The 25,606-nt window shown below is 41.4% G+C and carries 27 protein-coding genes, 1 pseudogene and 1 other annotated feature; of the genes and pseudogenes, 4 read left to right on the forward strand and 24 right to left on the reverse strand.

Annotated features, from left to right (window positions below; all coding sequences use genetic code 11):
* Positions 1-42 precede the first annotated feature (42 nt).
* The 17 genes from ACLNCP_RS01505 to ACLNCP_RS01585 form a co-directional block, all read right to left on the reverse strand.
* The gene (locus tag ACLNCP_RS01505; RefSeq protein ID WP_125392932.1) at positions 43-1,047 is read right to left on the reverse strand and encodes a PhoH family protein; all 1,005 of its coding nucleotides are present in this window, start codon (positions 1,045-1,047) and stop codon (positions 43-45) included.
* Between the two features lie 85 nt (positions 1,048-1,132).
* Positions 1,133-1,348, reverse strand: a complete 216-nt coding sequence (locus ACLNCP_RS01510; protein ID WP_001232084.1) for a YozE family protein — start codon at positions 1,346-1,348, stop codon at positions 1,133-1,135.
* 8 nt (positions 1,349-1,356) lie between these two features.
* The gene (gene cvfB, locus ACLNCP_RS01515) at positions 1,357-2,211 is read right to left on the reverse strand and encodes an RNA-binding virulence regulatory protein CvfB (RefSeq protein ID WP_001095445.1); all 855 of its coding nucleotides are present in this window, start codon (positions 2,209-2,211) and stop codon (positions 1,357-1,359) included.
* A gap of 59 nt (positions 2,212-2,270) precedes the next feature.
* Positions 2,271-2,828: a ribosome recycling factor gene (frr, locus tag ACLNCP_RS01520; RefSeq protein ID WP_001262220.1), complete on the reverse strand. Its 558-nt coding sequence runs from the start codon at positions 2,826-2,828 to the stop codon at positions 2,271-2,273.
* An 8-nt stretch (positions 2,829-2,836) separates the two neighbouring features.
* Positions 2,837-3,574, reverse strand: a complete 738-nt coding sequence (gene pyrH, locus ACLNCP_RS01525; protein WP_000002996.1) for a UMP kinase — start codon at positions 3,572-3,574, stop codon at positions 2,837-2,839.
* A gap of 83 nt (positions 3,575-3,657) precedes the next feature.
* Positions 3,658-4,992 (reverse strand): methylenetetrahydrofolate--tRNA-(uracil(54)-C(5))-methyltransferase (FADH(2)-oxidizing) TrmFO, encoded by a 1,335-nt coding sequence (trmFO, locus tag ACLNCP_RS01530; RefSeq protein ID WP_000083708.1) that lies wholly within the window; start codon positions 4,990-4,992, stop codon positions 3,658-3,660.
* A gap of 236 nt (positions 4,993-5,228) precedes the next feature.
* Entirely contained in the window at positions 5,229-6,107 is an 879-nt protein-coding gene (gene rsmI, locus ACLNCP_RS01535; protein ID WP_424843933.1) for a 16S rRNA (cytidine(1402)-2'-O)-methyltransferase, read from the reverse strand.
* Positions 6,108-6,109: 2 nt separating this feature from the next.
* On the reverse strand, positions 6,110-6,427 hold the full coding sequence (yabA, locus tag ACLNCP_RS01540; RefSeq protein ID WP_424843934.1) for a DNA replication initiation control protein YabA: 318 nt from the start codon (positions 6,425-6,427) through the stop codon (positions 6,110-6,112).
* A 39-nt stretch (positions 6,428-6,466) separates the two neighbouring features.
* The gene (locus ACLNCP_RS01545) at positions 6,467-7,357 is read right to left on the reverse strand and encodes a DNA polymerase III subunit delta' (RefSeq protein ID WP_424843935.1); all 891 of its coding nucleotides are present in this window, start codon (positions 7,355-7,357) and stop codon (positions 6,467-6,469) included.
* Positions 7,354-7,992 (reverse strand): dTMP kinase, encoded by a 639-nt coding sequence (gene tmk / locus ACLNCP_RS01550; protein WP_000033398.1) that lies wholly within the window; start codon positions 7,990-7,992, stop codon positions 7,354-7,356. Before tmk ends, ACLNCP_RS01545 begins: the two co-directional genes overlap by 4 nt.
* A 228-nt stretch (positions 7,993-8,220) precedes the next feature.
* The gene (gene proC, locus ACLNCP_RS01555; RefSeq protein WP_000689679.1) at positions 8,221-9,018 is read right to left on the reverse strand and encodes a pyrroline-5-carboxylate reductase; all 798 of its coding nucleotides are present in this window, start codon (positions 9,016-9,018) and stop codon (positions 8,221-8,223) included.
* 3 nt (positions 9,019-9,021) lie between these two features.
* Positions 9,022-10,284, reverse strand: coding sequence for a glutamate-5-semialdehyde dehydrogenase (locus ACLNCP_RS01560; protein WP_424843936.1), 1,263 nt, complete (start codon positions 10,282-10,284; stop codon positions 9,022-9,024).
* 9 nt (positions 10,285-10,293) lie between these two features.
* Positions 10,294-11,403 carry a glutamate 5-kinase gene (gene proB / locus ACLNCP_RS01565; protein ID WP_000669647.1) on the reverse strand — a complete coding sequence of 370 codons (1,110 nt, stop codon included), beginning with the start codon at positions 11,401-11,403 and terminating at the stop codon, positions 10,294-10,296.
* 97 nt (positions 11,404-11,500) lie between these two features.
* Positions 11,501-13,387, reverse strand: a complete 1,887-nt coding sequence (gene cbpE, locus ACLNCP_RS01570; protein WP_049543496.1) for a phosphorylcholine esterase CbpE — start codon at positions 13,385-13,387, stop codon at positions 11,501-11,503.
* A gap of 2 nt (positions 13,388-13,389) precedes the next feature.
* Positions 13,390-14,277, reverse strand: a complete 888-nt coding sequence (locus tag ACLNCP_RS01575; protein WP_084926435.1) for an RluA family pseudouridine synthase — start codon at positions 14,275-14,277, stop codon at positions 13,390-13,392.
* Positions 14,267-14,728 carry a signal peptidase II gene (gene lspA / locus ACLNCP_RS01580; protein WP_061864104.1) on the reverse strand — a complete coding sequence of 154 codons (462 nt, stop codon included), beginning with the start codon at positions 14,726-14,728 and terminating at the stop codon, positions 14,267-14,269. The genes ACLNCP_RS01575 and lspA overlap by 11 nt, the downstream gene beginning before the upstream one ends.
* Entirely contained in the window at positions 14,725-15,633 is a 909-nt protein-coding gene (locus ACLNCP_RS01585) for a LysR family transcriptional regulator (RefSeq protein WP_261126558.1), read from the reverse strand. Before ACLNCP_RS01585 ends, lspA begins: the two co-directional genes overlap by 4 nt.
* On the opposite strand from ACLNCP_RS01585, the pseudogene ACLNCP_RS01590 reads away from it, so the two are divergent.
* Positions 15,626-15,700 (forward strand): annotated as a pseudogene (locus tag ACLNCP_RS01590) (AraC family transcriptional regulator); the annotation flags it as partial. The gene ACLNCP_RS01585 and the pseudogene ACLNCP_RS01590 overlap by 8 nt on opposite strands.
* Positions 15,701-15,989: 289 nt before the next feature.
* Here the strand turns inward: ACLNCP_RS01590 and rpmA are convergent.
* The 4 genes from rpmA to ACLNCP_RS01610 form a co-directional block, all read right to left on the reverse strand.
* The gene (gene rpmA, locus ACLNCP_RS01595) at positions 15,990-16,283 is read right to left on the reverse strand and encodes a 50S ribosomal protein L27 (RefSeq protein ID WP_000916509.1); all 294 of its coding nucleotides are present in this window, start codon (positions 16,281-16,283) and stop codon (positions 15,990-15,992) included.
* A 16-nt stretch (positions 16,284-16,299) separates the two neighbouring features.
* Positions 16,300-16,644, reverse strand: coding sequence for a ribosomal-processing cysteine protease Prp (locus ACLNCP_RS01600; RefSeq protein WP_000613699.1), 345 nt, complete (start codon positions 16,642-16,644; stop codon positions 16,300-16,302).
* Between the two features lie 15 nt (positions 16,645-16,659).
* Positions 16,660-16,974 carry a 50S ribosomal protein L21 gene (gene rplU / locus ACLNCP_RS01605; RefSeq protein ID WP_000109141.1) on the reverse strand — a complete coding sequence of 105 codons (315 nt, stop codon included), beginning with the start codon at positions 16,972-16,974 and terminating at the stop codon, positions 16,660-16,662.
* A gap of 36 nt (positions 16,975-17,010) precedes the next feature.
* Positions 17,011-17,098, reverse strand: a sequence feature (ribosomal protein L21 leader region).
* A gap of 58 nt (positions 17,099-17,156) precedes the next feature.
* A complete protein-coding gene (locus tag ACLNCP_RS01610; protein ID WP_424843937.1) occupies positions 17,157-17,861 on the reverse strand; it encodes a YoaK family protein in 705 nt (234 codons plus the stop codon).
* Between the two features lie 141 nt (positions 17,862-18,002).
* Between ACLNCP_RS01610 and ACLNCP_RS01615 the strand changes: the two genes are divergently transcribed.
* Together ACLNCP_RS01615 and ACLNCP_RS01620 are read left to right on the forward strand one after the other, a co-directional pair.
* Entirely contained in the window at positions 18,003-18,980 is a 978-nt protein-coding gene (locus ACLNCP_RS01615; RefSeq protein ID WP_125450627.1) for a Gfo/Idh/MocA family protein, read from the forward strand.
* Positions 18,977-20,059 (forward strand): DEAD/DEAH box helicase, encoded by a 1,083-nt coding sequence (locus tag ACLNCP_RS01620; protein WP_424843938.1) that lies wholly within the window; start codon positions 18,977-18,979, stop codon positions 20,057-20,059. Before ACLNCP_RS01615 ends, ACLNCP_RS01620 begins: the two co-directional genes overlap by 4 nt.
* A 153-nt stretch (positions 20,060-20,212) precedes the next feature.
* On the opposite strand, the gene tuf is transcribed toward ACLNCP_RS01620, so the two are convergent.
* Both tuf and ACLNCP_RS01630 read right to left on the reverse strand, forming a co-directional pair.
* A complete protein-coding gene (gene tuf, locus ACLNCP_RS01625) occupies positions 20,213-21,409 on the reverse strand; it encodes an elongation factor Tu (RefSeq protein ID WP_001040726.1) in 1,197 nt (398 codons plus the stop codon).
* A gap of 206 nt (positions 21,410-21,615) precedes the next feature.
* Positions 21,616-22,725 carry an AI-2E family transporter gene (locus ACLNCP_RS01630; protein WP_084888344.1) on the reverse strand — a complete coding sequence of 370 codons (1,110 nt, stop codon included), beginning with the start codon at positions 22,723-22,725 and terminating at the stop codon, positions 21,616-21,618.
* A 102-nt stretch (positions 22,726-22,827) separates the two neighbouring features.
* Here ACLNCP_RS01630 and pbp3 point away from each other — a divergent pair, with 102 nt between their 5' ends.
* Positions 22,828-24,069, forward strand: coding sequence for a D-alanyl-D-alanine carboxypeptidase PBP3 (pbp3, locus tag ACLNCP_RS01635; protein ID WP_424843939.1), 1,242 nt, complete (start codon positions 22,828-22,830; stop codon positions 24,067-24,069).
* Between the two features lie 82 nt (positions 24,070-24,151).
* Here pbp3 and sufB read toward each other — a convergent pair whose 3' ends face one another.
* Positions 24,152-25,564 carry a Fe-S cluster assembly protein SufB gene (sufB, locus tag ACLNCP_RS01640; protein ID WP_261011677.1) on the reverse strand — a complete coding sequence of 471 codons (1,413 nt, stop codon included), beginning with the start codon at positions 25,562-25,564 and terminating at the stop codon, positions 24,152-24,154.
* Positions 25,565-25,606: the final 42 nt, after the last annotated feature.

Consider the following 25,606-nt stretch of genomic DNA (forward strand, 5'->3'; position numbering starts at 1 on the left):
AAATTTATATTTGGTATTGAGATAACTTTAAGTACAAAAGAACTATCCTTCAGATAGAGGTTGAGGATCTAATTCTTCACTCTCTGCCTTTTTCACTGGAGCTGGTTCATAAGCTCGGATAATCTGAGCGACAACTGGATGGCGAACCACATCCTTGGCTGAAAAATGAACAAAGTCGATTTGGTGAATGTTCTTGAGTTTCTCCTGGGCATCAATCAAACCTGACTTAACATTGCGTGGCAGGTCAATCTGACTGATATCTCCATTGACAATCATCTTAGAATTAAAACCTAAACGAGTCAAGAACATCTTCATCTGCATGATGGTCGTATTTTGCGCCTCATCGAGAATGACAAAGGCATCATCCAAGGTCCGTCCACGCATGTAGGCAAGAGGTGCAATCTCGATAATTTCACGCTCCATGAGACGAGTTGTTTGGTCTTTGCCGAGAATCTGATACAAGGCATCGTAAACAGGTCGAAGGTAAGGATCGACCTTCTCCTTAAGATCACCCGGAAGAAACCCTAGACTTTCACCTGCTTCCACTGCTGGACGTGTCAGGATAATCCGCTTTACTTGCCCACGTTTAAGAGCAGTCACTGCCAAGGTCACTGCAAGAAAGGTCTTCCCTGTCCCTGCTGGTCCGATTCCAAAGGTCACATCATGCTGTTTGACACTGTCCACATAAAGCTTTTGACCCAAGGTTTTGACACGAATAGGCTTCCCTGTATTGTCTTTGATAATTTCTTCTTCGTAAAGGGCGACAAACTTGTCGATTTCATCGTTTTTGACCATGCTAATCGCAGTCACCACATCTGGCGTGCCAACCGTCATCCCTCGATTCACCAAAACCATCAAGGCTTGGATAACCTGACGGGCTTCCTCACAGGCAGTCTCTTCTCCCAAAACCTGCACAATCTCCGTACGGGCATGGATCACCACATCAAGCTCTTCTTCCATCAAACGAAGATGGCGTTCATTGGAACCAAAAAGATGAAACAGGTCATCTGGATGACTCAGTTGAATGTCTATTGAATGTTCCTTCAAATAAAGAACCTCTCTAATCCGTTTATTTCTTTTTATTATAGCAAAGGGATCGATAAATTACTAGCCCAAACCCAATGAATAAAGTCTAGTGTTCTAAGTATTCTTGCCAGATAGCATCAAAGTCTCCTAGATTGAAAGAGAAACTGGCATGTTCTTCCAAAAAGCGACTGACCTCATCAAAATCATCTGTGTGTTTTGGGAAGGCTGACTCTTCAAATGCTAGATCTGCCAAGATGGCTTTAGGACTGTTACTTTTAGGATTGCGCTCGGTCATGAGCCAAGTGTAAAATGATTTTCTCATAAGCTACCCTAAATCAACTCTGTCCCAAACTGGTCTTGCTTGATTTTACCAGCCTTCATCAAGCCACCAAGTGCTTTCTTGAACTGACCTTTAGAAATTCCAAAGGTTGCCTTGATGTCGTCTGGAGATGACTTATCATTTAAGGTCATGAAACCGCCATTGCTTTCCAAGTAGGTCAAAATCATCTGAGCATCGTTTTCCAACATTTCAAAGGAACGTGGTTTGAGAGAGAGGTTCAAGGTACGGTCCACTTCACGGAAACCAATGACACGCGCATCTAAGACCTGCCCCAAACGTGGTTCTGCATAACGCTCACTTGGGTGAATAAAACCAAGCATATTATTTTCTGGTAAGTAAACAAAAGTTCCTGACAGCTTGAGGCGGTATACAATGGCTGGCCAGTTTTGGTTCTGCATGTTGTTGTAGGCAGGACGAGCCAGACGTTGGAAGTCTTCTTGATAGGCCAAGAGTCCCCAGATTCGATCTTTCTTATCCACTTCAAGACGGATATAGAGTTGGTCGCCCTTCTTAGGCCAGAGTTCCTTGAGCTCAGGGAGAATATCAAGTGACACTACGATTTCCTTGTCAGGAAGACCTGTATCTACAAAGACACCCAAGTCCTTACGAACCTCTGTGACACGTCCCCAACCAAATTGATCCTGAGTAGCAGTCACTTCTAGAGTCGTCAAGCGGAGTTTTTGCTTCATATCTGTATAGGCGAAACCTTTAACCGTATCCCCTACGGTATGCTGACCTTCTTCCTTGGCAAGCGCATAGGTTTGGCCATCCTTTTGCACAAAGTAAAAACGGTCATTTTCATCGATGATGAGTCCAACGATAAAACTTGCAAGATTTGTATTCATATTTCCTTCTTTCGAATAAAACTCAGCCAGCAATGCCAACTGAGTTTTTCTGTTTATTTTTAGACTTCCAAGAGTTCTTTTTCTTTGTTGGCAGTCATGTCATCGATGTGTTTGACAGCATCGTCTGTTACTTTTTGAATATCTTTTTCAAGAGTCTTCAATTCATCTTCAGTGATTTCTTTTGCTTTTTCTTGTTTCTTGGCTTCATCCATAGCATCACGACGGATATTGCGGACAGCCACTTTAGCATTTTCGCCGACCTTCTTCACTTCTTTCGCAAGGTCACGACGAGTTTCTTCTGTAAGAGCAGGGATAACCAAGCGAATCACAGAACCATCATTAGCTGGTGTAATACCAAGATCAGAAGCGTTCAAGGCACGTTCGATGTCTTTCAATGAAGATTTGTCAAATGGTGTTACCAACAAAACACGCGCTTCTGGAATAGTAATTGAAGCGATTTGGTTAAGAGGAGTTTCGACTCCATAGTATTCTACATGTACACGGTCAAGCAAGCTTGCATTGGCACGACCGGCACGGATAGCACCAAATTCACGAGCAAGTGAGTGGTGAGATTGGGTCATTCTCTCTTTAGCTTTTTCAATAATTGCGTTAGCCATAATCTTTCTTATTCCTTTTCTTCGATATTGTTTGAAACTGTTGTTCCGATATTTTCACCAAATACGACACGTTTGATGTTGCCTGGTTGGTTCATGTTGAAGACAACCAAGTCAATGTCGTTATCCATTGAGAGGGTTGAAGCTGTTGAGTCCATGATACGAAGACCTTTATTGATAACGTCACGGTGAGTCAATTCTTCAAACTTAACGGCTGTCTTGTCCTTCTTAGGATCGGCATTGTAAACACCGTCGACACCATTTTTAGCCATAAGGATGGCATCTGCTTCGATTTCAGCTGCACGAAGAGCCGCTGTTGTATCTGTTGAGAAGTATGGTGAACCAATTCCGGCACCAAAGATAACGATACGGCCTTTTTCAAGGTGACGAAGGGCACGTCCACGTACGTAAGGCTCTGCCACTTGTTGCATGGCAATAGCTGTTTGTACACGCGTATCAACCCCAACTTGTTGCAATGAATCTGCCATCACAAGAGCATTCATAACAGTCCCAAGCATTCCTGTGTAATCTGCCTGAACGCGGTCCATTCCTGCTTCTGCAGCAGGTTCTCCACGCCAAAGATTTCCTCCACCGATAACAAGGGCAATTTCGATACCTAAGCTATGAACTTCTTGAATCTCTTTTGCGATTGTTTGAACTGTTTGGATATCAATCCCTACGCCACGTTCACCGGCAAGGGCTTCACCTGATAACTTGATTAAAATACGTTTATACTTGGGATTCGCCATTTTCACTCTCCTTTTTTTATCCTACCTATTTTATCACAATTTCTAAGATTTTTATAGTATCATGAGCAATTCTTTCAAAAAAATTAGACCGTTAAAAATTCCTCTAAATCGTTAAGGGCACGCTCTGCAATTTTTTCATAACGAGCTTTTTTATCACGGATACGCTCGCCTTCCAATTCCTTGATAATCCCAAAATTGACATTCATCGGTTGAAAATGCTTGCTGTCGGCATGGGTGATGTAATGAGCCAGACTTCCAATCGCTGTTGTCTCTGGGAAAATAGCCTCACTTTCACCCTTGAAGAGTCGAGCCGCATTAATACCCGCAACCAAGCCTGATGCTGCTGATTCAACATAGCCTTCCACACCAGTCATTTGACCAGCAAAGAAGAGATTTGGTTGCTTCTTAGAACGGTAGGTCTGCTCCAGAAGATTTGGTGAATCCATATAAGAATTGCGGTGCATGACGCCATAACGAACAAACTCCGCATTTTCAAGACCTGGAATCATTTGGAAGACACGCTTTTGTTCTCCCCATTTGAGGTGGGTCTGGAAACCGACGATATTGTAGAGGCTACCAGCCGCATTGTCCTGACGAAGTTGGACAACCGCGTAAGGTGTTTTGAACTCTCCATCGCGAGGTCCTGTGTAGTCGTCTGGATACTCAAGCCCCACTGGCTTCATAGGTCCATAAAGCATGGTTTTAATACCTCGCTTGGCCATGACTTCGATAGGCATACATCCTTCAAAATACTTTTCTTTTTCGAAAGAATTAAGCGGCGCTTCTTCCGCATTGACCAAGGCTTCATGGAAATCCATAAACTCTTGCTTGGTCATAGGGGCATTGAGGTAGGCCGCCTCTCCCTTATCATAACGAGACTTGAGATAGACCTTGCTCATATCGATGGTGTTGACATCGATAATAGGCGCTGCCGCATCGTAGAAATAGAAACCATCGCCGTCATTAAGGGCATGAATCTTTTCAGCCAAGGCATCGCTTGTCAAAGGACCAGTAGCGACAACCGTAATAACATCTGTCGGCAATTCTGTAATTTCATCACGCACTACTTCAATCAAGGGGTGGTTGGCTACTTTCTCAGTTACCATCTGAGAGAAACCATCACGGTCCACCGCAAGCGCCCCTCCTGCTGGAACACGTGTAGCCTCAGCAGATTCCAAAATAACAGAACCCAAGCGACGCATTTCTTCCTTGAGGAGACCCACTGCATTTGTCAAGGCATCCCCACGTAAGGAATTGGAACAAACCAATTCAGCAAAATTATCTGTTTTGTGTTGAGGTGTTGACTTGACACCACGCATTTCATAAAGTTTAACTGGAATACCACGCTCTGCGATTTGGTAGGCTGCTTCTGACCCTGCCAAACCAGCACCGATAACATTGATATAAGATTGAGACACGACACTAATACCTCTTTGGGAGTGTGAAGACAAGGTTCACATTGAAAAAGCCAATCAAACTTAAGAGTTTTCGAGTTTCTTGGCTCAGGCTGAAAAAGTCCACAGGACTTACTTCGCTTTCGAATTTCCTGGCTCAGGCTGAAAAAGTCCACAGGACTTTTTCACTCCCACAAATCTTTCTATTTTTTTTCTTCTACTAGTATAACAAAAAAAGGGAAGAAGGCAAACTTCCCTATTTAGTCATTTTCTTGATTTTCTTCCCAGTCGTGGTAGGCAGCGTATAGCTGGCTTTTATTCCACTGGTAAATCTTAGCGACTTCCTTGATAGCTTGGTTTTTCTTCATGCCTTGCTGGATGCGTACTTGTATTTCTGAAAACAAGTCCTCCTCGTCTTTTTCTTCCACATCCTGACTGGCACCTTCAACGATGAGAAGGCATTCTCCCTTGAGTGGCGTTTCAGTAATGCTTTCCAGCAATTCAGAGATCTTTCCTCGTTGGTATTCTTCATAGATTTTAGTCAATTCCCTAACCAAGACGACCGAGCGGTCACCATAAACTGCTAGCATATTTTCCAACGTATCTGCCACACGATGGGGCGATTCATAGAAAATCTGAGTTTCAGGATAGTCTTTTTTCAAGTCGAAAAATTGCTTTTGCTGGCCTGATTTTCTCGGTAAAAAGCCGTAAAAGATATGTGGCTGTGGCGCTAAACCACTGGCAATCAAGGCAGAAATTCCTGCAGAGGCACCTGGAACAGTCACAACCGCAATTTCTTCCTCAATGGCTGCCTTGACCAAATCATGACCAGGGTCCGAGATACTAGGCAGACCCGCATCGGATACCTGAGCAATACTTTGTCCTGCTTTCAGGAAACCAATCAAATCAGGAATCTTTTCCTTGGCATTGTGCTCATGAAAACTAATCTGCTTGGTGGAAATATCAAAATGCTTGAGCAAAAGCCCTGTATTGCGCGTGTCCTCAGCTGCAATCCAATCTACTTCTTTTAAGGTCTGGATAGCACGAAAGGTCATATCATCTAGATTGCCAATCGGCGTTGCCACTAGATACAGCTTGCCATAGGGAGACTGCCCCTTAAAACTTTTTTGAATCTGCATGCTTACTCCCTGTATAACAACTCGTCACAGAACATACATTCCTCGTCCTGCTCTCGACGTTGTCCATAAAAATCATTACATACGTGAAAACCATCTTTATAAATTCGACGGACACTTTCACGAACATGCTTAGCCTTGACGGGAGCATCTGCTTCCACCTCACCCAAGCGTTCTCGCAACTTACTATTTTCCAAGCGAAGAGCTGTATTTTCTCCTACCAGGCTCTTGAGATTTTTCTTGATGGCTTCCACATCGGCCAAGGTTACCAATAACTGTTGGGAAAAATCATCTAGCGCGTCAAATAATTCTTTTTTGTCCATAAAACAGCCCTTTCCTTTCTTTATCATTCATCTTTGAGTTTATATTTCTTTCAAGACCAGGTATTCCATGGCATTTTGAAAGCTGACATTAGCTTGCCACATTTTTCTAGCTTCTAGCAAATCTTGTAGAATCACTCTTACTCTTGCTTGCAGGAGATCCTGCCCACAGAGGACTTCAAGAATCCGTAAAACCTGATCTTGTTTTTCCTTATCATCTGCCAAGCTAGCTAGTTTGGCAACTTGCAAATAACTTTCTTTTTTCTTAGCCACTAACCAAGTCAGCAGGCGTTCACTTTCATCAACCAAGGTCCAAAAACTTGCCTGATTGGCTAACTTCTCTGCTTCAGCTCGCGATTGACTAAACTGGGCTAGGAGAGTCGCTTTTTTCTTAACCAGTCCCATTTGTTCTAAGAGCAATATCAGCTTCTCTTCTTGTTTTTTAAAGTGGAAAATCTGGGTCCGACTTCGAATTGTCGGTAAAATCTTCTCCTCATCTCTGGTCAAGAAGAAAATATAAACCTCACTCTGGGGTTCTTCGATGACCTTGAGCAGAGAATTAGCTGCGTTAGGATGCATCTTCTCAGCTTGCTCAATAATAAAAACCTGTTGCTGGCTTTCAATCCCTGCTTGGGAAAACTGACCCACTAATTCTCGAATGCGTTCTGTCTTAATGACCTGATTAACTGGTTTAATCAAGGTGACATCGGGAAATTCTCCCTGTTCAATCAGCTTACAATTTCGGCATTTCTCACATGGTAAAACACCTACTTTATCTGTACAAAAGAGGCTCTTAGCTAAAAATTGCGCCATTTCCAAACTTTCAAAGAAACCTGAAAAGAGGTAGGCATGATTGAGCTGGTCTTGTTCTAGGATACGGACAAAGCGGTTAAACTGATCTGGTTGCCAGGCCTTTAGTTGATCTTGTTTCATTTAGCTAATCCCATTCTATCAAACAAGACAGCCTTGGTAGTTTCCACAACTTGCTCCAAAGGAAAACTAGCATCAATCTTGACAATACGACTTCCTTCTTTGTCCAGAAGAGAAAGGTAACCTTGACGGACTTTTTTATGCAAGTCCAATCCTTCCAAGTCCAAACGATTGACCTCACGATTGCTATTAGCAGCAATGCGAGCCAGTCCCTCTTCCACCTCGATGTCAAAATAGAGTGTCAAATCGGGTTTGAGGCCATCTGTCGCAAACTGATTGAGCCAGTCAATGGCGTCAATATTCAAGCCACGACCAAATCCCTGATAGGCAACAGAACTATCGATGAAACGGTCCATAATGACCAACTTACCAGCTTCAAGGGCTGGAAGAACTTTTTCCACCAAATGCTGTCTGCGACTGGCAATATAAAGAAGTAACTCTGTCTTCGCATCCATCTGAGTATGACTTGGGTCCAAAATCACTTCCCGAATCTTCTCCCCAATCAAGACTCCGCCAGGTTCACGGGTCGTCAGCACCTCTACTCCTTTTTCCTCTAAAATTGGTAGCAGAGTCTCTAAAACACTGGTCTTTCCTGCTCCCTCTGGTCCCTCAAGAGAGACTAAAAATCCTTTTGACATGTCTAACTCATTTCTTTTTTACTACTTCTATTCTATCAAAAAATAGGGGTTTGTGACAATCTTTTTTGTCTTCTCATTTAATACTCAATGAAAATCAAAGAGCAAACTAGGAAGCTAGCCGCAGGTTGCTCAAAACACTGTTTTGAGGTTGCAGATGGAATCTGACGCAGTTTGAAGAGATTTTCGAAGAGTATCAGCCACCATAAAAGAGGCAGACAAAACTACCTCTTATTTACCTAATTCTTGTGTTCGTTTGTAGGCTTGACCAACTGCCTCCATGACCGTTCCTCTAAAAGCATGCGCTTCTAAGCTCGCTACACCAGCAATAGTCGAACCTCCTGGGCTGCAGACTTGGTCTTTCAATACTCCAGGATGCTCTTGGCTTTCTAGGACCAATTGACCAGCTCCTACCACTGTTTGAGCCGCCATTTTCAATGCTGTCTCTCGTGGCAATCCAGTCTGAACACCTGCATCTGCCAAGGCCTCAATAAAGAGATAGACAAAGGCCGGCCCACAACCTGCAAGACCTGTCGCCGCGTCGATTAAGCCTTCCCCAAGTTCAACCAAGAGGCCAGCCTTGCTTAAAAGCTGACAAAATAGCTCACTGTCCTCAGCCCTGCAATTAGGAGACAAGGCATAACTAATCACTCCTTGCCCGATAGAAGCAGGGGTATTCGGCATCATACGAATAATTCGGTGTTGACTTGGCAGAAGATTAGCGAGTTTTTCCAAAGTCAATCCAGCTGCCATCGAAATCAAAAGAAGACTCCCTCGTTTTTCAAGAATGGTCTGATATTGAGAAAGCAAGTCTGAGAACTGAGCTGGCTTAACACCTAGAAAAATCACATCTGCTTCTGCAAAGATTTCTTCATTGCTAGAAGCTTGACCGCCAAAGTCGGCAATGAAAGCATCCACCTTGGCTTGACTGCGATTGGCAAGGAGAAGGTCATCACCCGTCTTGGCCTGCAAAACAGCCTTGGCCAAGCTAGCTCCCATATTTCCCAAACCAATAAATCCAATCTTCATTTTTTACTCCCTTATCTGTCCGTCACCAGTAACCACATACTTGTAGCTGGTCAATTCTTTCAAGCCCATTGGACCACGCGCGTGCAGTTTTTGAGTAGAAATTCCCATTTCACAACCCAGACCAAATTGGCCACCATCGGTGAAACGCGTTGAGGCATTGACATAGACTGCTGCAGAGTCTACTTGATCTGTAAAGTAAGCTGCAACTTCAGCATTCTCCGTCACAATGGCATCCGAATGATGGGTACTGTGGGTTTCAATATGAGCAACTGCTTCTTCTAAACTGCTCACAACCTTAACAGCTAGTACATAGTCTAAAAACTCGGTGTCAAAGTCTTGGGCCTCAGCTACTCGACCTGAAACAAACTGACTTGCTGTGCTATCTACACGGAATTGAATTGGCTCCAGTCCAGCTTCCTTGCGCTCTGCAACTAGAACTTGCTCCAAGCGAGGAAGGAAGCTTGCTGCTTTGTCTTCATGAACAAGTAGAACCTCCATGGCATTGCAGACAGAAGGACGACTAGTTTTGGCATTGTTGATGATAGACAGTGCCTTGTCCTCATCTGCGTCCTTATCGACATAAACATGGACAATCCCAGTTCCTGTCTCGATAACTGGTACAATAGCATTTTCAACCACTGCATTGATCAAACCAGCCCCTCCACGAGGAATGAGCAGGTCTAGATAGCCCTTGGCCTTCATCATAGCATAGCTACTTTCACGGCTGGTATCTTCCACTAGTTGAATCACATCTGGATGAATGGTCGTTGTCTCCAAACCCTTCTTCAAGGCTGTGACAATGGCATGGGCCGTTTGATAGGCATCCTTACCACTACGAAGAACAACTGCATTTCCACTTTTAAGAGCCAAAGCAGCCGCATCAGACGTCACATTTGGACGGCTTTCATAGATTATACCAATAACTCCCATAGCTACACGTTTCTTGGTGATAACCAAGCCATTTTCAAGCTGACTTGTTTCCAAAACTTCACCGATTGGATCTGGTAAAGCAACCACTTCACGAATCCCGGTTGCCATTGCTTCTATACGACTTGCATCCAAATAAAGACGATCCAGCATTACATCTGAGATTTTACCCTTAGCAGCTTCCATATCAAGGGCATTGGCTGCTAAAATTTCCTCAGTAGCTGCTAATAAGTGATCAGCCATGGCTAGCAAGGCTTGGTTTTTCACCTCTTCACTAGCTGTGTTAATCGATTTTTTAACAGCCTTTACCTGTTCAAATTGTTCTTGTGTACTTACCATAATTTACCTCTAAAATTCTGTAAAGAGTAGTTGGATTTCAGGAGTAATGGAAATCCAATCGTCACGGTGAATCAAGACACCTTTGGCTTTTTGAGAACGTAACATATCCTCCAAAGCAGATGCTCCAAATTGCACGCGTCCTTTTCCAAGTGATTTTCCACTTTCCTTGTCAAATACTGTCACAATATCACCGTAAGAAAAGGCCCCTTCTGCGTCAACTACACCAGATAAGAGAAGACTCTTTCCATGTTGGGAGAGAGCTTCTGCAGCCCCTTTATCAACCCAAATAGAACCCTGACTCTGAGCATAGAATGCAAGCCATTGTTTCTGGGTACGAAGTCCCTTCTCTTGCGCAACAAAGTAAGAACCATCCTTGGTCTCCTCAGCCGCCTCAATCATAGCATCTGCCTTCAAGGATGAGCAGATATAAACAGGAACTCCTGATTCTGTCGCAATAGTTGCAGCCTTGATTTTGGTTAGCATGCCCCCAGTTCCATTTGACGAGCCAGCTCCACCAGCCATATCAATAATCTCACGATTGATGGTCTCGATTTTCTCCAAGCGTTTGGCTTTTGGATCTGAATTAGGATTTCCAGTATAGAGACCGTCCACATCTGTCAAGAGGACTAAAAGGTCTGCTTGGACCATGGCCGCTACCTGGGCACTAAGAGTGTCATTGTCCCCAACCTTGAGCTCATCAATAACGACACTGTCATTCTCGTTGATGATAGGAATTGCCCCACGACTAAGTAGAACTGACAAAGCCTGATGGGCATTTTTATAACGGCGCTTATCCACAAAGTCATCCTGGGTCAGCAAGATTTGTGCAGAAACGATTTGGCGCAAGAGAAGGTTGGTCGTGTATTCTTCCAACAAAAGCCCTTGTCCTACCGCTGCTGAGGCCTGTTTATCAGCAATCTTAGTCGGACGCTTTTTAAATCCTAAGGCTCCAAAACCAGCAGCAATGGCACCCGACGACACCAAAATCAACTCATGACCAGCTTCGTGCAACATAGCCAATTGCTGGGTAATAGCCTTTACCTTACTACGTGATAAACTTCCATCCTCATTCGTCAGAGAAGAAGTCCCCACCTTAAAGACAATCCGTTTGAATTTCATAGTCTCACTCCGATTCTTCATATTTATCCATTATAACATGAATGGCAGGAAATAGAAAAGAGTTGATAGGAAAAAGAAGGCCCTAAAACCTTCTTTTTTACTGCTGTTCTGATTCCGATTTATTTGCACTTGTTTCAGTGCTTTGTGAAGTTGAAGAAGTCAAATCTTGACTAGTTGAAGAACTTGTAATACTTTCGTGTTGACTCGTTTCTTTATTTTCAAGATCTTTTTTCACTACTTCATTGGATTCTTTTATTTCTGAGTTACTTGTATCTCTAGTTGTAGCAGATTTCTCTACCGGAACATCCACTAACCAGGCACCACTTGAATCAACAGTATAGCCTTCTGGTGTCTTACCGTTCACAAGTAATTGACCATTTTCTTTCAAGAAGTACCATTTATCCTTGTCTTTAATCCAACCAACAGCTCGTGAACCGTCTTCCTTATAGAAATACCAATCATTTGCCTTTTTAAGCCAGCCTTGCTTCATAGCTCCTGATTCTTCTAGATAGTAATGATGACCAGAAACTTCTATCTCGCCTGTCTTCATGGTACCAGTAGAATCCATATAGTACCAGGTTTCTTTATCTTTTACCCAGCCCGTTTTCATTTCCCCTGATTGAGCAAAATAGTACCATTGTCCATCAATCTTACGCCATCCTGTTATCATATCCCCATCATTTGATAGATAATAGGTCTGACCGCCAGTATTAAGCCAACCAGTCTCCATCTGATTTTCTTTGTTGAAATAATACCAGCTTCCATTGATTTTCTTCCAATTTTTAGCAGATGCACCAGAGTCTGTCAAATAGAACCAACGATTGTTCCATTTTTTCCATTGATTCTGTAACAAGATACCCGTTTGGTTGAAGTAATACCATTCACCCTTGATTTCATTCCAACCAACTGCATATTCTCCTGTAGAGTCAGGCGCTTGATACCACCAGTTTCCATAAGCACTCTTATGCCAACCAGCTTGAAAACTTGGAATCTGCTTGTAAGAAGTTGAAATATTGACAAAACCATCTTGTCGAATATCAAAAACTGTCGCATCATAGTCTTTGCTGGCTGCGTTGATTCTCTCAATTCCTCGTTCTTTAAGCCAATTGACATACTCACTATCAACACCATTTTTCCAAGGTAAACTATCCGAAGTTTGAACAATCAAACTCGGACTCAAATGTTTAATAAAATCCTTGGTATTTGATTTGTTGGTATCATGGTGATGATTAAACTTCATCAAATCAACTTTTCCAATGAGAGGACCATACTTGTCTTCTGCTCCATGAACATTATCTAAGTCGCCCCCAAGGTAAATTTTCTTACCATTGACTTTTACCACGCTAATCAAAGAATTAGAATTATCATCCCAAATTTTCTTTAATTCACCTGATGAATCAGTTTCATTTTCATAGTTATAGAGTTGAATATCCATGTCTCCAAACTGAAAATGAGCATCCCCTTGTGTGATATTTTGAATAACTGAAACACCTTTTTCAGCGGCAGTCTGTAAAACCTTATCATAGCCATACATATTATCCCATAGACGTTCAGAATTAGTAATACGATTATCACTATATTTTTTAAGATAAACTCGGTCAACTGGATAGGTAGACAGTAATTCATCAACATTTCCAATATGGTCACTGTGAGTATGAGTGACTAAAATAAAATCAAGTTTTTGAACACCCAATTCCTTCAAACGACGAAAGACACGGTCTGTTAGAACATGCTTATAAGATGTTTCAATTCCTTCTCTCCACGGATAACGAGAATCACTTCCATCTGGGAAATCATAATCTTCTCCTGTATCAATCATGGCAAAATGTCCATTGCTTTCAAGAATAATCGCATCACTGCCACCTTCTTGAACATTGATAAAGTGAATTTTATTTCCTGAACTTTCTTGAGCTTGAACATCTCCATACCATGACAAACCTAAAAAAGCGCCTGCAAGTGCTAAACTAGTTAATTTCTTTTTCATTCTTACTTCCTCAATCTCTCCAAAGTTTCCTTAAAAATCTCTGGGATATCTGCTGTAAATTCCAAAATCTCACCTGTTCTCGGATGAGTAAAACCTAGAGTCTTGGCATGAAGAAATTGTCCATGCCCTTTCAGAGTCTTGCGAGGACCATAGACTTCATCACCAGCGACTGGATGACCAATATAAGCCATGTGAACACGGATTTGGTGGGTACGTCCTGTCTCCAGTTGCAACTCCACTAAGCTGTAATCACCAAAGCGTTCCAAAACGTGGAAACGGGTAACTGCAGGCTTGCCTTTAGCAGTCACAGCCTGTTTCTTACGGTCTTTTTCACTACGGCCAATCGGAGCTTCAATGACACCACGATCATTAGGCAGATTTCCATGAACAATCGCCCAATATTTGCGGAGAGACTTTTTATCCTTGAGTTCTTGGGCAAGTGCTAGATGCGCCTCATCGTTTTTAGCAATCATGAGAAGGCCTGACGTATCCTTATCAATACGGTGAACAATTCCTGGACGCAGAACCCCATTGATACCCGACAAATCCTTAATATGGTACATAAGGGCATTTACCAGAGTTCCACTAGTATGACCAGCACTCGGATGCACAACCATCCCCTGAGGTTTGTTAACGACGGCCACATCCTCATCTTGGTAGATGATTTCTAGCGGAAGATTCTCAGCTACATACTCTAAAACCTCTGGTTCTGGCAGATGGTAAGTGACGACATCGCCTTCTTGAACTGTGTATTTAGCTTTCTTGACTTGGCCATTGACCAAGACCTGTCCTGATTTGATTTGTTCATTCGCGAGACTGCGTGATAATTCTGTCAAATCCGACAAAGCCTTATCCAAACGCAGGCCACCAGTTTCAATTTTAATTTCCATTTATTTCCTCTTTTAACATTGCAATCAATAAAATAATCACTCCGACCGTCAGATAGCTATCTGCCACATTGAAAATTGCAAAATTGATAAAGTCAAGGTGAAACATATCCACAACAAAGCCCTGACTCACCCTGTCAATAAAATTTCCAAGACCACCTGCAATGATCAAAGTCAAACCCAAGACCATCCAGAGTGAGTCCTCCATGTGTTTATGTAGATACCAAATGGCACCTACCATAACGACCAGTGTAATAATAGCAAATAACCACTGCTGGTCTTGTAACATGGAGAAGGCTGCCCCTCGATTTTGCAGGTAGGTCAAGCTAACGAAATTGGGAATCCAAGAGCGCACTTCACCCAGTGGAATCTGCTGGACGATATATGATTTTACCAACTGATCAAGCCCAATCAAAAGCAATACAATGACTGCCACTATTCCTCTTTTTTTCATGATTTCCTCTTCTGATCAAAATATTCTTGCATGACTTCTACGAAAAGAGTCCCAGCTTGACTAAGCTCCACCTCTTCACGTTTAACATAGACCATGCGATTATCTAGGTTATCCTTGAGACGAATAACTGTAATGCCATTAACACTGTCACTATCTAAAAATCCAGAACCTGTTGCATAAGCGTCCGTCCGCTCCAAAATACCATTCAAGGTAGCACGGTCTGTCACATTGAACATCTGTGAGCTCGCACTGGTATCAACAAAGTTCTCTGAATAATAAAGGTACTCGTCTTTCTCTTGAGTAAAACGAACTGTCGGTAGATCTGCTAAATCCTCCATGACCAATTCCTCTTTCTGAGCCAATGGATGCCCCACACGGAGATAAATATGGGTATGGAAAGGAATCAACTCAATGACCTCCAGACCTAGCTTTTCAACCCGTTGCATAATCCCCTTTTTATTTTGATTGTTGAGGTAAATAATCCCAATCTCACTATGTCCTTGCGCTACTTCGTCTAAGATTTGAACAGTAGTTGATTCAAAAATACGAAAGTTCTTATAGTCAGGATAGCGCTCTGAGAAAGCCGTAATGGTTGGTGGTAGAAAGTCATAGTGCTGACTAGCAATGGAAAATTCATCTTTTTCTTCCTCAGGATTGGCATACTGATTTTGAAAAATATCAAATCCTTTAACCAATTCTTGAGCTTTTTCATAGAATTCCATACCACGACGAGTCAAGAAAGTCCCTGAGCTGGTCCGACGGAAAATCTTAAAGCCCAACTCTTTTTCCAAATCACGAACAGAAATAGACAGACTCGGCTGACTAACATACATCTTTTCAGCAGCTTCACGAAAAGTACCGCTATTCGCAATAGCCACAACATAGCGTAATTGTTGAATGTTCATCTTCTACCCCCAACTTCTTTATCTTTTCATTATACCATATTTTAGAAGTTTTCCAAAAAGGAAAAAAGTTTGGAAATTTTCAAGTCTCAATAAAGACTCTAACATTCCAAGACAAGAATTAGAATAATGTCTTTTTTCAGTCCTTATCTGATTTCAAGCAAATAAAAACAGCAAATCTTGTTGATTTACCGTTTATAATATGATGCAAATACAATTTCCATAATATGGGTACCAAAATAGGTAGCAAAACAAAAAAACAGGCTCTCCGAAATCTCGGAAAGCCTTATTTAATGCTACTTCTAGCTTCCTCGCCTTTATATTTCAAGGCTCGGGATAAAAAGGTTCACTGGACCTTTTTATTTAGCGATTGGGTAAACAGAAACTTGTTTTTTATCGCGTCCTTTACGTTCAAAGCGTACTACGCCTTCAACTTTAGCGAACAAAGTATCGTCTCCACCACGTCCAACGTTTACACCTGGGTAGATGTGTGTACCACGTTGACGGTAAAGGATTGATCCACCTGTTACAGTTTGTCCGTCAGCTGCTTTAGCTCCAAGACGTTTTGCTTGTGAATCACGTCCGTTTGATGTAGAACCTCCACCTTTTTTGTGGGCGAAAAGTTGCAAGTTGTTAAGAGTCATTTTTAACATAATGTTTTCCTCCGTGTTAGTTTTCTGTGATAACTCTGGTTTGGACGAACTCAGAAGAGTTCTCCGATAAGTTTGCCATACCTAAGAAAAATGATTCAAAGAATAACTGGGTCATTTCTCTCTGGTGTGAAGGAAGATCTTTTGGAATTTCAACCATCAGATAGCCACCTTCATCTTCGTTTAATTCTAGGATTGGTTCATAGCCTGCAAATTTCTCAATAGAATTGATAAAGTTAATGGCAAGCGTAGAAACCGATGCACACACGACATCTAAGCCGTATTCGCCACTCTCGGCGTGTCCAGTAATTTCCGCACTCCTCAGCTCGCCATCTTCGGCTCTCTCAAAGACTGCTTGTATCATGTGTTCTCCTTAAAATTAAGCGTTAATTGCGTTGATGACAACTTTTGTATATGGTTGACGGTGACCTTGTTTACGGTGGCTACCTTTTTTAGGTTTGTACTTGTAAGTAACAACTTTCTTTTGTTTTCCTTGTTTTTCAACAGTTCCAACTACAGTAGCTCCAGCAACAAGTGGAGTTCCGACAACAGTGTTTTCACCACCAACAAGAACAACTTCGTTAAAAGTAACTTCTTGACCAGCTTCAACGTTCAATTTTTCAACGTAAACTGCTTGACCAACTTCAACTTTAACTTGTTTTCCGCCAGTTTTGATAATTGCGTATGTGCTCATTATGCACCTCCTATGATTTTTATGGGTTTCCCCGAATTTTTTGTGAAGACTCGCCTAGCATCGTGGGACGAACCACTTAAACTTGAATAATCAAGCAACGATGTTCGTGCGGTTGCACAGGATCGTGCATAGTCAACTCTTCAAGTATAGCATATCTCCTATTTTCTTACAAGTAATAACACCTAAAATGAAGCTTTTTCTTTTACTTTTTTCTGCCAAGAGGCAAAAAGCATGCTGAGGTAAAAAATACTCATCATAATAGGAACACCAAGAATGGTCTTTTCATGATAGAAAATCGTCAAATAAGCTGAAAAGACAACGCCAAGGACAAAACTACTAAGCAGGCTAACAAAGATAATCCCTTCACGTAAAAAAGGAGTGTGCTTGGTCCGAAAATAATCTCCAAAAGCCAGCATGGTCCGTTTGATATTCCCTGTCATAAACGCGTTATTATAAGCTATACCTGACACTTCACCAAAAGCAGTTGTCACCAAGCCCATACAAAAGGCTAAGGGCGGTACTAGATAGATATTCTCTACAGTTTGCGGTACAAAACCAATAATGATTGATAAGATTGCCAAAGGAATCAGTGACAGAATTGGCTTTTTCACAATTCTCAATTTTTCCTTATAAACAGTTAATAAAAAGACCCCCATCATAAAAGCTAGCAAGGTGAGAACCTTGTCCCTAACATCTGAAACATTATTTTGAATTAATTCTACTGAAAGAAAGACGACATTCCCAGTTTGTCCAGCTACAAGAGTGTTTCCTCGCACAATAAACGTATAGGCATCTACATAACCTGCACAAAAAGTCAAAAAAAGCGCTAGCCTCTTAGACTGACGTGATATTTTTCTTATAGGTAATAACCTCATTTTCCCTCCCATTTCATTTACTCATCTCATTATTGTACCACTTTCTTTGGAAAAGACCTAGTAGCTTATTTGAAATTTTTCACCCTCTGTTGGATAGTCCCGTCTATCTATGTTATAATGAAAGAAGGATTTGAAATCGGAAAAGGAGTAACTATGCTTAAATTAGGTGTCATCGGAACAGGGGCTATCAGCCACCACTTCATAGAAGCAGCCCATACCAGTGGAAAATACCAGCTGGTCGCAGTCTACTCTAGAAAACTAGAAACTGCGGCAACCTTTGCTTCTCGCTATCAGGATATCCAACTCTTTGATCAAGTAGAGGACTTCTTCAAGAGCTCCTTTGATGTAGTCTATATTGCTAGTCCAAACTCCTTACATTTTGCTCAGGCAAAAGCTGCCTTGTCTGCTGGTAAACACGTTATTCTTGAAAAACCAGCTGTTACTCAGCCACAGGAATGGCTGGATTTGAGACATACAGCTGAGAAAAATCACTGTTTTATATTCGAAGCAGCTCGCAATTACCATGAAAAAGCTTTCACTATCATCAAAAACTTTTTAGCAGACAAACAGATTTTAGGGGCAGATTTCAACTATGCCAAGTATTCTTCTAAAATGCCAGATTTGTTGGCGGGACAGATACCAAATGTCTTTTCAGACCGTTTTGCTGGTGGAGCCCTCATGGATTTGGGGATTTATCCTCTCTACGCTGCCGTTCGCCTCTTTGGAAAGGCTCAGAACACAATCTATCAGGGGCAACAGCTTGACAATAGCATTGACCTAAATGGAGACGGAATTCTCTTCTATCCTGACTTTCAAGTTCATATCAAGGCTGGAAAAAACATCACTTCCAATCTCCCTTGCGAGATTTATACGACAGATGGAACCTTGACTCTCAACACGATTGAGCATGTTAGCTCGGCTATTTTTACCGACCATCAAGGCAATCAAGTCCAACTCCCTATCCAACAGGCTCCTCATACGATGACTGAGGAAGTCGCTACATTTGCACACATGACCCAGCAACCAGATCTGAATCTCTACCAAACTTGGCTGGAAGATGCAAGTTCAGTTCATGAGCTACTATATACTATGCGCCAGACTGCTGGCATTAGATTTGAGGCAGAAAAATGAAAAACAAACTACCAACTGAATGGCAAGAACTAAGTGACCAACTCGGTTTCCTAGAATTCACCCCCATTCAAACTCAACTATTTGAGCCCCTTCTTGCTGGAGAAAACCTCCTAGGAGTGAGCTCAACAGGAACTGGTAAGACCCTAGCTTACCTTCTACCAAGTCTTCTCAGACTACAAAAGAAAAAAGCCCAACAACTATTGATTTTAGCACCAAATACTGAGCTTGCTGGACAGATTTTTGATGTATGTAAAACGTGGGCTGAAGCTATCGGCTTAACTGCCCAACTCTTCTTATCAGGTTCGAGTCAGAAACGCCAGATTGAACGCCTAAAAAAAGGACCAGAAATTCTGATTGGAACTCCTGGCCGTATCTTTGAACTAATTAAATTGAAAAAAATCAAGATGATGAATGTGGAAACCATCATCCTAGATGAATTTGACCAATTGCTCGATGATTCTCAGATACACTTTGTCGAGAAAATTACTCACTACGCACCTCGTGACCACCAACTTGTCTATATGAGTGCGACAACCAAATTTGACCAAAAGAAGATTGCGCCTAACACACGTACCATTGATCTCTCTGACCAAAAATTGGACAACATCCAGCACTTCTACATGCAGGTAGATCAACGTCACCGAGTGGATATGCTACGAAAACTGGCTCATGTAGAAGATTTCCGCGGTCTGGTCTTTTTTAACAGCCTATCAGACCTTGGAAGTGCAGAGGAAAAATTACAGTATCGTGATATCCTAGCTGTTTCTCTAGCTAGTGATGTCAACGTCAAGTTCAGAAAAGTCATTTTAGAGAAATTCAAGGACAAGCAACTAACTCTGCTTCTTGCAACTGACCTTCTGGCACGTGGAATTGATATCGATAGCCTAGAATGTGTCGTAAACTTTGATGTTCCTAGAGATATTGAAACCTACACTCACCGTGCTGGCCGTACTGGCCGTATGGGCAAGGAAGGTTATGTTATCACTCTCGTCACTCATCAAGAAGAACTTAAAAAACTTAAGAAGTTTGCAAGTGTACGAGAAATTGTCCTAAAAAATCAAGAACTCTATATCAAATAAAGCCCCGTTTGCTCTATGCCCATCAAGTGTATAGAGCTTTTTTATGTAAACAATTCTTCAATTTTAGTTCAATATCCGAAAAAAAGAACCTTGCAATGCAAGATTCTTTTAGTGTCTGACTTAAATAATTGTTCTTCTGGGAACTAAATCGAATTAAGCTTCGATTTCTGTAACCATACCTGAACCAACAGTACGTCCACCCTCACGGATAGAGAATGTAGTACCTTGTTCTACGGCGATTGGGTGGATCAACTCAACGTCGATTGTCACGTTATCACCAGGCATTACCATTTCAGTACCTGCTGGAAGTTCGATTGAACCTGTAACGTCAGTAGTACGGAAGTAGAATTGTGGACGGTAGTTGTTGAAGAATGGAGTGTGACGTCCACCTTCTTCTTTAGTAAGGATGTAAACTTCACCTTTGAATTTAGTGTGTGGGTTGATTGAACCTGGTTTAGCGATAACTTGTCCACGTTCGATTTCGTCACGTTGAACACCACGAAGAAGTACACCTACGTTATCTCCGGCAAGACCTTCGTCAAGTTGTTTACGGAACATTTCAACACCAGTAACAACTGCTTTTTGAGTTTCTTCTTTGATACCAACGATTTCGATTTCGTCGTTGACTTTAACGATACCACGGTCGATACGTCCTGAAGCAACTGTACCACGTCCAGTGATTGAGAATACGTCTTCGACTGGAAGAAGCAATGGTTTGTCAGTGTCACGTTCTGGTTCTGGGATGTACTCATCAACTGTGTTCATCAATTCCATAACGATGTCTTCGTATTTAGTGTCACCTTCAAGGGCTTTAAGAGCTGAACCTTGGATAACTGGAAGATCGTCACCTGGGAAGTCGTATTCTGACAATAGGTCACGGATTTCCATTTCAACCAATTCAAGCAATTCTTCGTCGTCAACCAAGTCAACTTTGTTCATGAAGACGATAAGGTGTTTAACACCAACCTGACGTGAAAGAAGGATGTGCTCACGAGTTTGTGGCATTGGTCCGTCAGTTGAAGCTACTACAAGGATAGCTCCGTCCATTTGAGCGGCACCAGTGATCATGTTTTTAACGTAGTCCGCGTGTCCTGGAGCGTCGATGTGAGCGTAGTGACGTTTTTCAGTTTCGTACTCAACGTGCGCAGTGTTGATAGTGATACCGCGTTCGCGTTCTTCTGGAGCAGCATCGATAGACGCATAGTCTTTAGGTTGGTTAACTGATGAAGGCAAGCGACGTGCCAAAACAGTTGTGATAGCTGCAGTTAGGGTAGTTTTACCGTGGTCAACGTGTCCGATAGTACCAATGTTAACGTGTGGTTTACTACGATCGTATTTTTCTTTTGCCATTTGAGTAAAAGCCTCCAATAAAATATATTTTATAGATAGACAGTAGGCAATACAGTCTAACTTTCCTTACTATTTTATCAAATTTCAGCTAAATTGCAAGTGTTTTACAAAGTTTTTGTGAATTATTCTTAATCAACTAATTCTAAACGACACTTCTACTCCTATCACCTAGCTAAACAAAAAGAAAAATCAGGAATTCCTGACTTTTACTTAGCTAATTCTCTTTCTCGTTCTTTCATTATTTTATGATTTTCATACAAACGTGATAAAAACTTAGAAATTTCTTTTAAGATAGAATAGGTTGGTACTGCAACAATCATACCAATGACACCATAAATATTACTTGATAACAAAAGTAATACTAAAATCGTAATTGGATGGACTTTCATCACACCACCTACGATACGAGGGTAGAGAATATTTCCATCCACTTGTTGAATAATCAACATATAAACAACTGCAATCAGCATTCTATGGGGATCAGTAAAGACATTGGCGATAATCATCGGAATCAAACCAATACTTGGACCTACATAAGGAATGAGATTGGCTAATCCTGAAAAGATAGCGAAGACCAAAGCGTATTTCAAACCGATTACGCTATATCCGATAAAGGCCAAACAGCCAATAATAATCGCATCAATGGCAACTCCACTAATATATCGAGCGATTGTAGCATTCAAATTTTTTAAAAGACCTGTAATATGCAACTTATCTCGCTTTAAAACAGTACGTTCAAGCATCGGCAAGAATTTGTGACCATCTAACAAAAAATAAATTAAAAATACAGGGGTCATGATAATAATCAAAACAGTACTAAAGAGCGCAGATAGGACACTTCCAACACTATTGGTAACACTATTTAGAATATTTTGTAGAATATCTACATAGGAGAGATTTAACTGTTGAATAGTCGCTTGAATATCTAAATTTTGAAAGGCTGGATAAGTGGATAAATCGATAATCAAATCTTGCAGACGACTGTAGATTGTCTGACTTGTTGCTATCAAACTTGTCAACTGATTAATCAAAATCGGTAAGAGATAGACTACCCCAATAACTAGCCCCCAGACCAAGGCGCACAAGGTTAGTAGAATACCAATGATACGGTTAATTTTGAAATACTTTTGTAAAAAATTTACAATAGGATTGGTCAAATAATATAAAAAACCACCTAAAAGAAAGGGAATCATTATAGTGTTTGCAACGCTTACAAAAGGCGTCATAATCCCACCCATCTGTCTCCATAAATAAAAGATAATGGTTAATAGTAAAATCTCACTGGTCCAAAAAAATAATTTATTCTTACGAAACATGAGGTACCTCCATTTATCTATTTTACCACACTTTCAAAAAAGCTTCTTTCTTATATCATGAAACTGGGAATATTTTTTTCTTTATGATAGAATAAACTTACTATGAAAAAAATAATTTTAACTCTCCTAAGCCTTTCCGTTATTGGGGCAGCATCTACTGTTGATGCTCAAGATTTTAATATTGCTGCTAAACATGCAATTGCTGTTGAGGCAAATACCGGTAAAATTCTCTATGAGAAAGATGCAACCCAGCCAGTTGAAATTGCTTCGATCACAAAATTGATTACTGTTTATCTTGTCTATGAAGCCTTGGAAAACGGTAGTATTACACTATCAACTCCGGTAGATATCTCTGATTATCCATACAAATTAACGACAAATTCTGAAGCGAGTAACGTTCCTATGGAGGCTCGTAATTATACCGTCGAACAACTACTGGAAGCAACCCTAGTATCCAGTGCTAACAGTGCAGCTATTGCGTTAGCTGAAAAAATTGCTGGCTCAGAAAAAGATTTCGTCGATATGATGAGGGCAAAGCTCTTGGAATGGGGCATTCAGGATGCCACTGTTGTCAATACGACGGGTCTTAACAATGAGACTTTAGGGGATAACATTTACCCAGGATCTAAAAAAGATGATGAAAACAAGCTCAGTGCTTATGATGTCGCTATCGTTGCTCGCAATCTCATCAAAAAATACCCACAAGTCTTGGAAATCACGAAAAAACCTTCTTCTACTTTTGCTGGAATGACAATCACTTCTACCAACTACATGTTAGAAGGTATGCCTGCTTATCGCGGTGGTTTTGATGGCCTTAAGACAGGAACAACAGATAAGGCTGGAGAGTCTTTTGTTGGTACTACAGTCGAAAAAGGGATGAGGGTTATCACAGTTGTTTTGAACGCAGACCATCAAGACAATAATCCTTACGCTCGCTTCACAGCTACATCGTCACTAATGGATTATATCTCTTCTACATTCACGCTTCGTAAAATCGTTCAAAAAGGCGATGCCTACCAAGATAGTAAAGCTCCTGTACAAGATGGAAAAGAAGATGCGGTCACTGCCGTTGCCAAAGATGATATCGCTCTTATTGAACGTGTTGGGGGACAATCGTCCCAAACTATTCAATTCACACCTGATTCTAAGGCAATACCAGCACCACTTGAAGCCGGAACTGTGGTTGGACATTTGACTTATGAAGACAAGGACTTGATTGGTCAAGGTTACATCACCACAGAACGTCCTAGTTTTGAAATGGTAGCAGAAAAGAAAGTTGAAAAAGCCTTCTTCTTAAAAGTTTGGTGGAATCAGTTTATCCGCTTCATCAACGAAAAATTATAAAAAATCGCGATTTTAAACCGCGATTTTTTGTTACAAGTTCATCTTCAAAATCCTTGATTATGGGTAAATATAAAAACAAATTTTACCCAACTGATCCTTCCATCTCATAGCTAATCAAGCGGTTCAGCTCAACTGCATATTCCATTGGAAGTTCTTTTGTAAAGGGTTCTACAAATCCCATAACAATCATCTCAGTTGCTTCAGATTCTGACAATCCACGGCTCATGAGGTAATAGAGTTGCTCTTCTGAAATCTTAGATACCTTAGCTTCATGTTCCAAAGCGACTTGCGAGTTGTGAATTTCATTAAATGGAATAGTATCTGATGCTGACAAGTCATCCATGATAATGGTATCACACTCGATGTGAGAAACAGATTTCTTAGAGTTCTTATTAAAGGTTACTTGTCCACGATAGTCAACCTTTCCTCCACCTTTAGCGATGGATTTAGACACGATAGACGAGCTTGTATGTGGAGCGTTGTGGATCATCTTAGCTCCAGTATCCTGGTGTTGCCCAGCATTGGCAAAAGCGATAGAGAGCATGGTACCACGCGCCCCTTCTCCATCTAGATAAACAGATGGGTATTTCATGGTTGTCTTGGCACCCAAGTTTCCATCAATCCACTCAACAGTGGCATCCTTTTGAGCTTTAGCACGTTTCGTTACCAAGTTATAGACGTTATCAGACCAGTTTTGGATAGTCGTATAACGCATATAAGCTCCGTCTAAGGCAAAGATTTCTACGATGGCAGCATGCAAGCTGTTACTTGAATAAGTTGGCGCTGTACATCCTTCTACATAATGGACACTTGCTCCCTCATCAACGATAATCAAGGTACGTTCAAACTGACCAGTATTTTCGTTGTTGATACGGAAGTAAGTTTGAAGAGGAATATCTACCTTGACCCCTTTTGGTACGTAGATAAAGGTTCCACCTGACCACACTGCTGAGTTAAGGGCTGCCAACTTGTTATCAGTCGGCGGTACCAACTTAGCAAAGTATTGTTTAAACAAGTCTGGGTATTCCTTGAGGGCAGAATCCGTATCTGTAAAGATAATCCCCAATTTCTGGAACTCTTCCTTCATATTGTGGTAAACCACTTCTGACTCGTACTGGGCAGAGGCACCAGCTAGATAAGCACGCTCAGCTTCTGGAATCCCAATACGTTCAAAGGTTTCTTTAATCTTTTCAGGAACATCATCCCAAGAACGGGCTGGTTTATCAGATGGTTTTTGGTAGTAGATCAAGTCATCAAAATCAATCTCTGACAAGTCTGCTCCCCAAGTTTGCATGGGCATTTTTTTGAAGGTTTCAAAAGACTTCAAACGGAATTCTAGCATCCACTCAGGTTCTCCCTTTGCAGCTGATAGTTCACGAATGACATCTTCATTCAATCCTTTTCCTGTCGATAGGACAGGCTCTACATCATCATGGAAACCAAATTTATATTCACCAAGGTCAATTGGTTTTGGTTCTACTCTTTCTTCAGCCATAAAATCCTTTCTTTCATTCTTCATTTCTACTGATTCATAAGA

The sequence above is a fragment of the Streptococcus sp. CL6.35 genome, from assembly GCF_049737915.1.
Lineage (GTDB): Bacteria > Bacillota > Bacilli > Lactobacillales > Streptococcaceae > Streptococcus.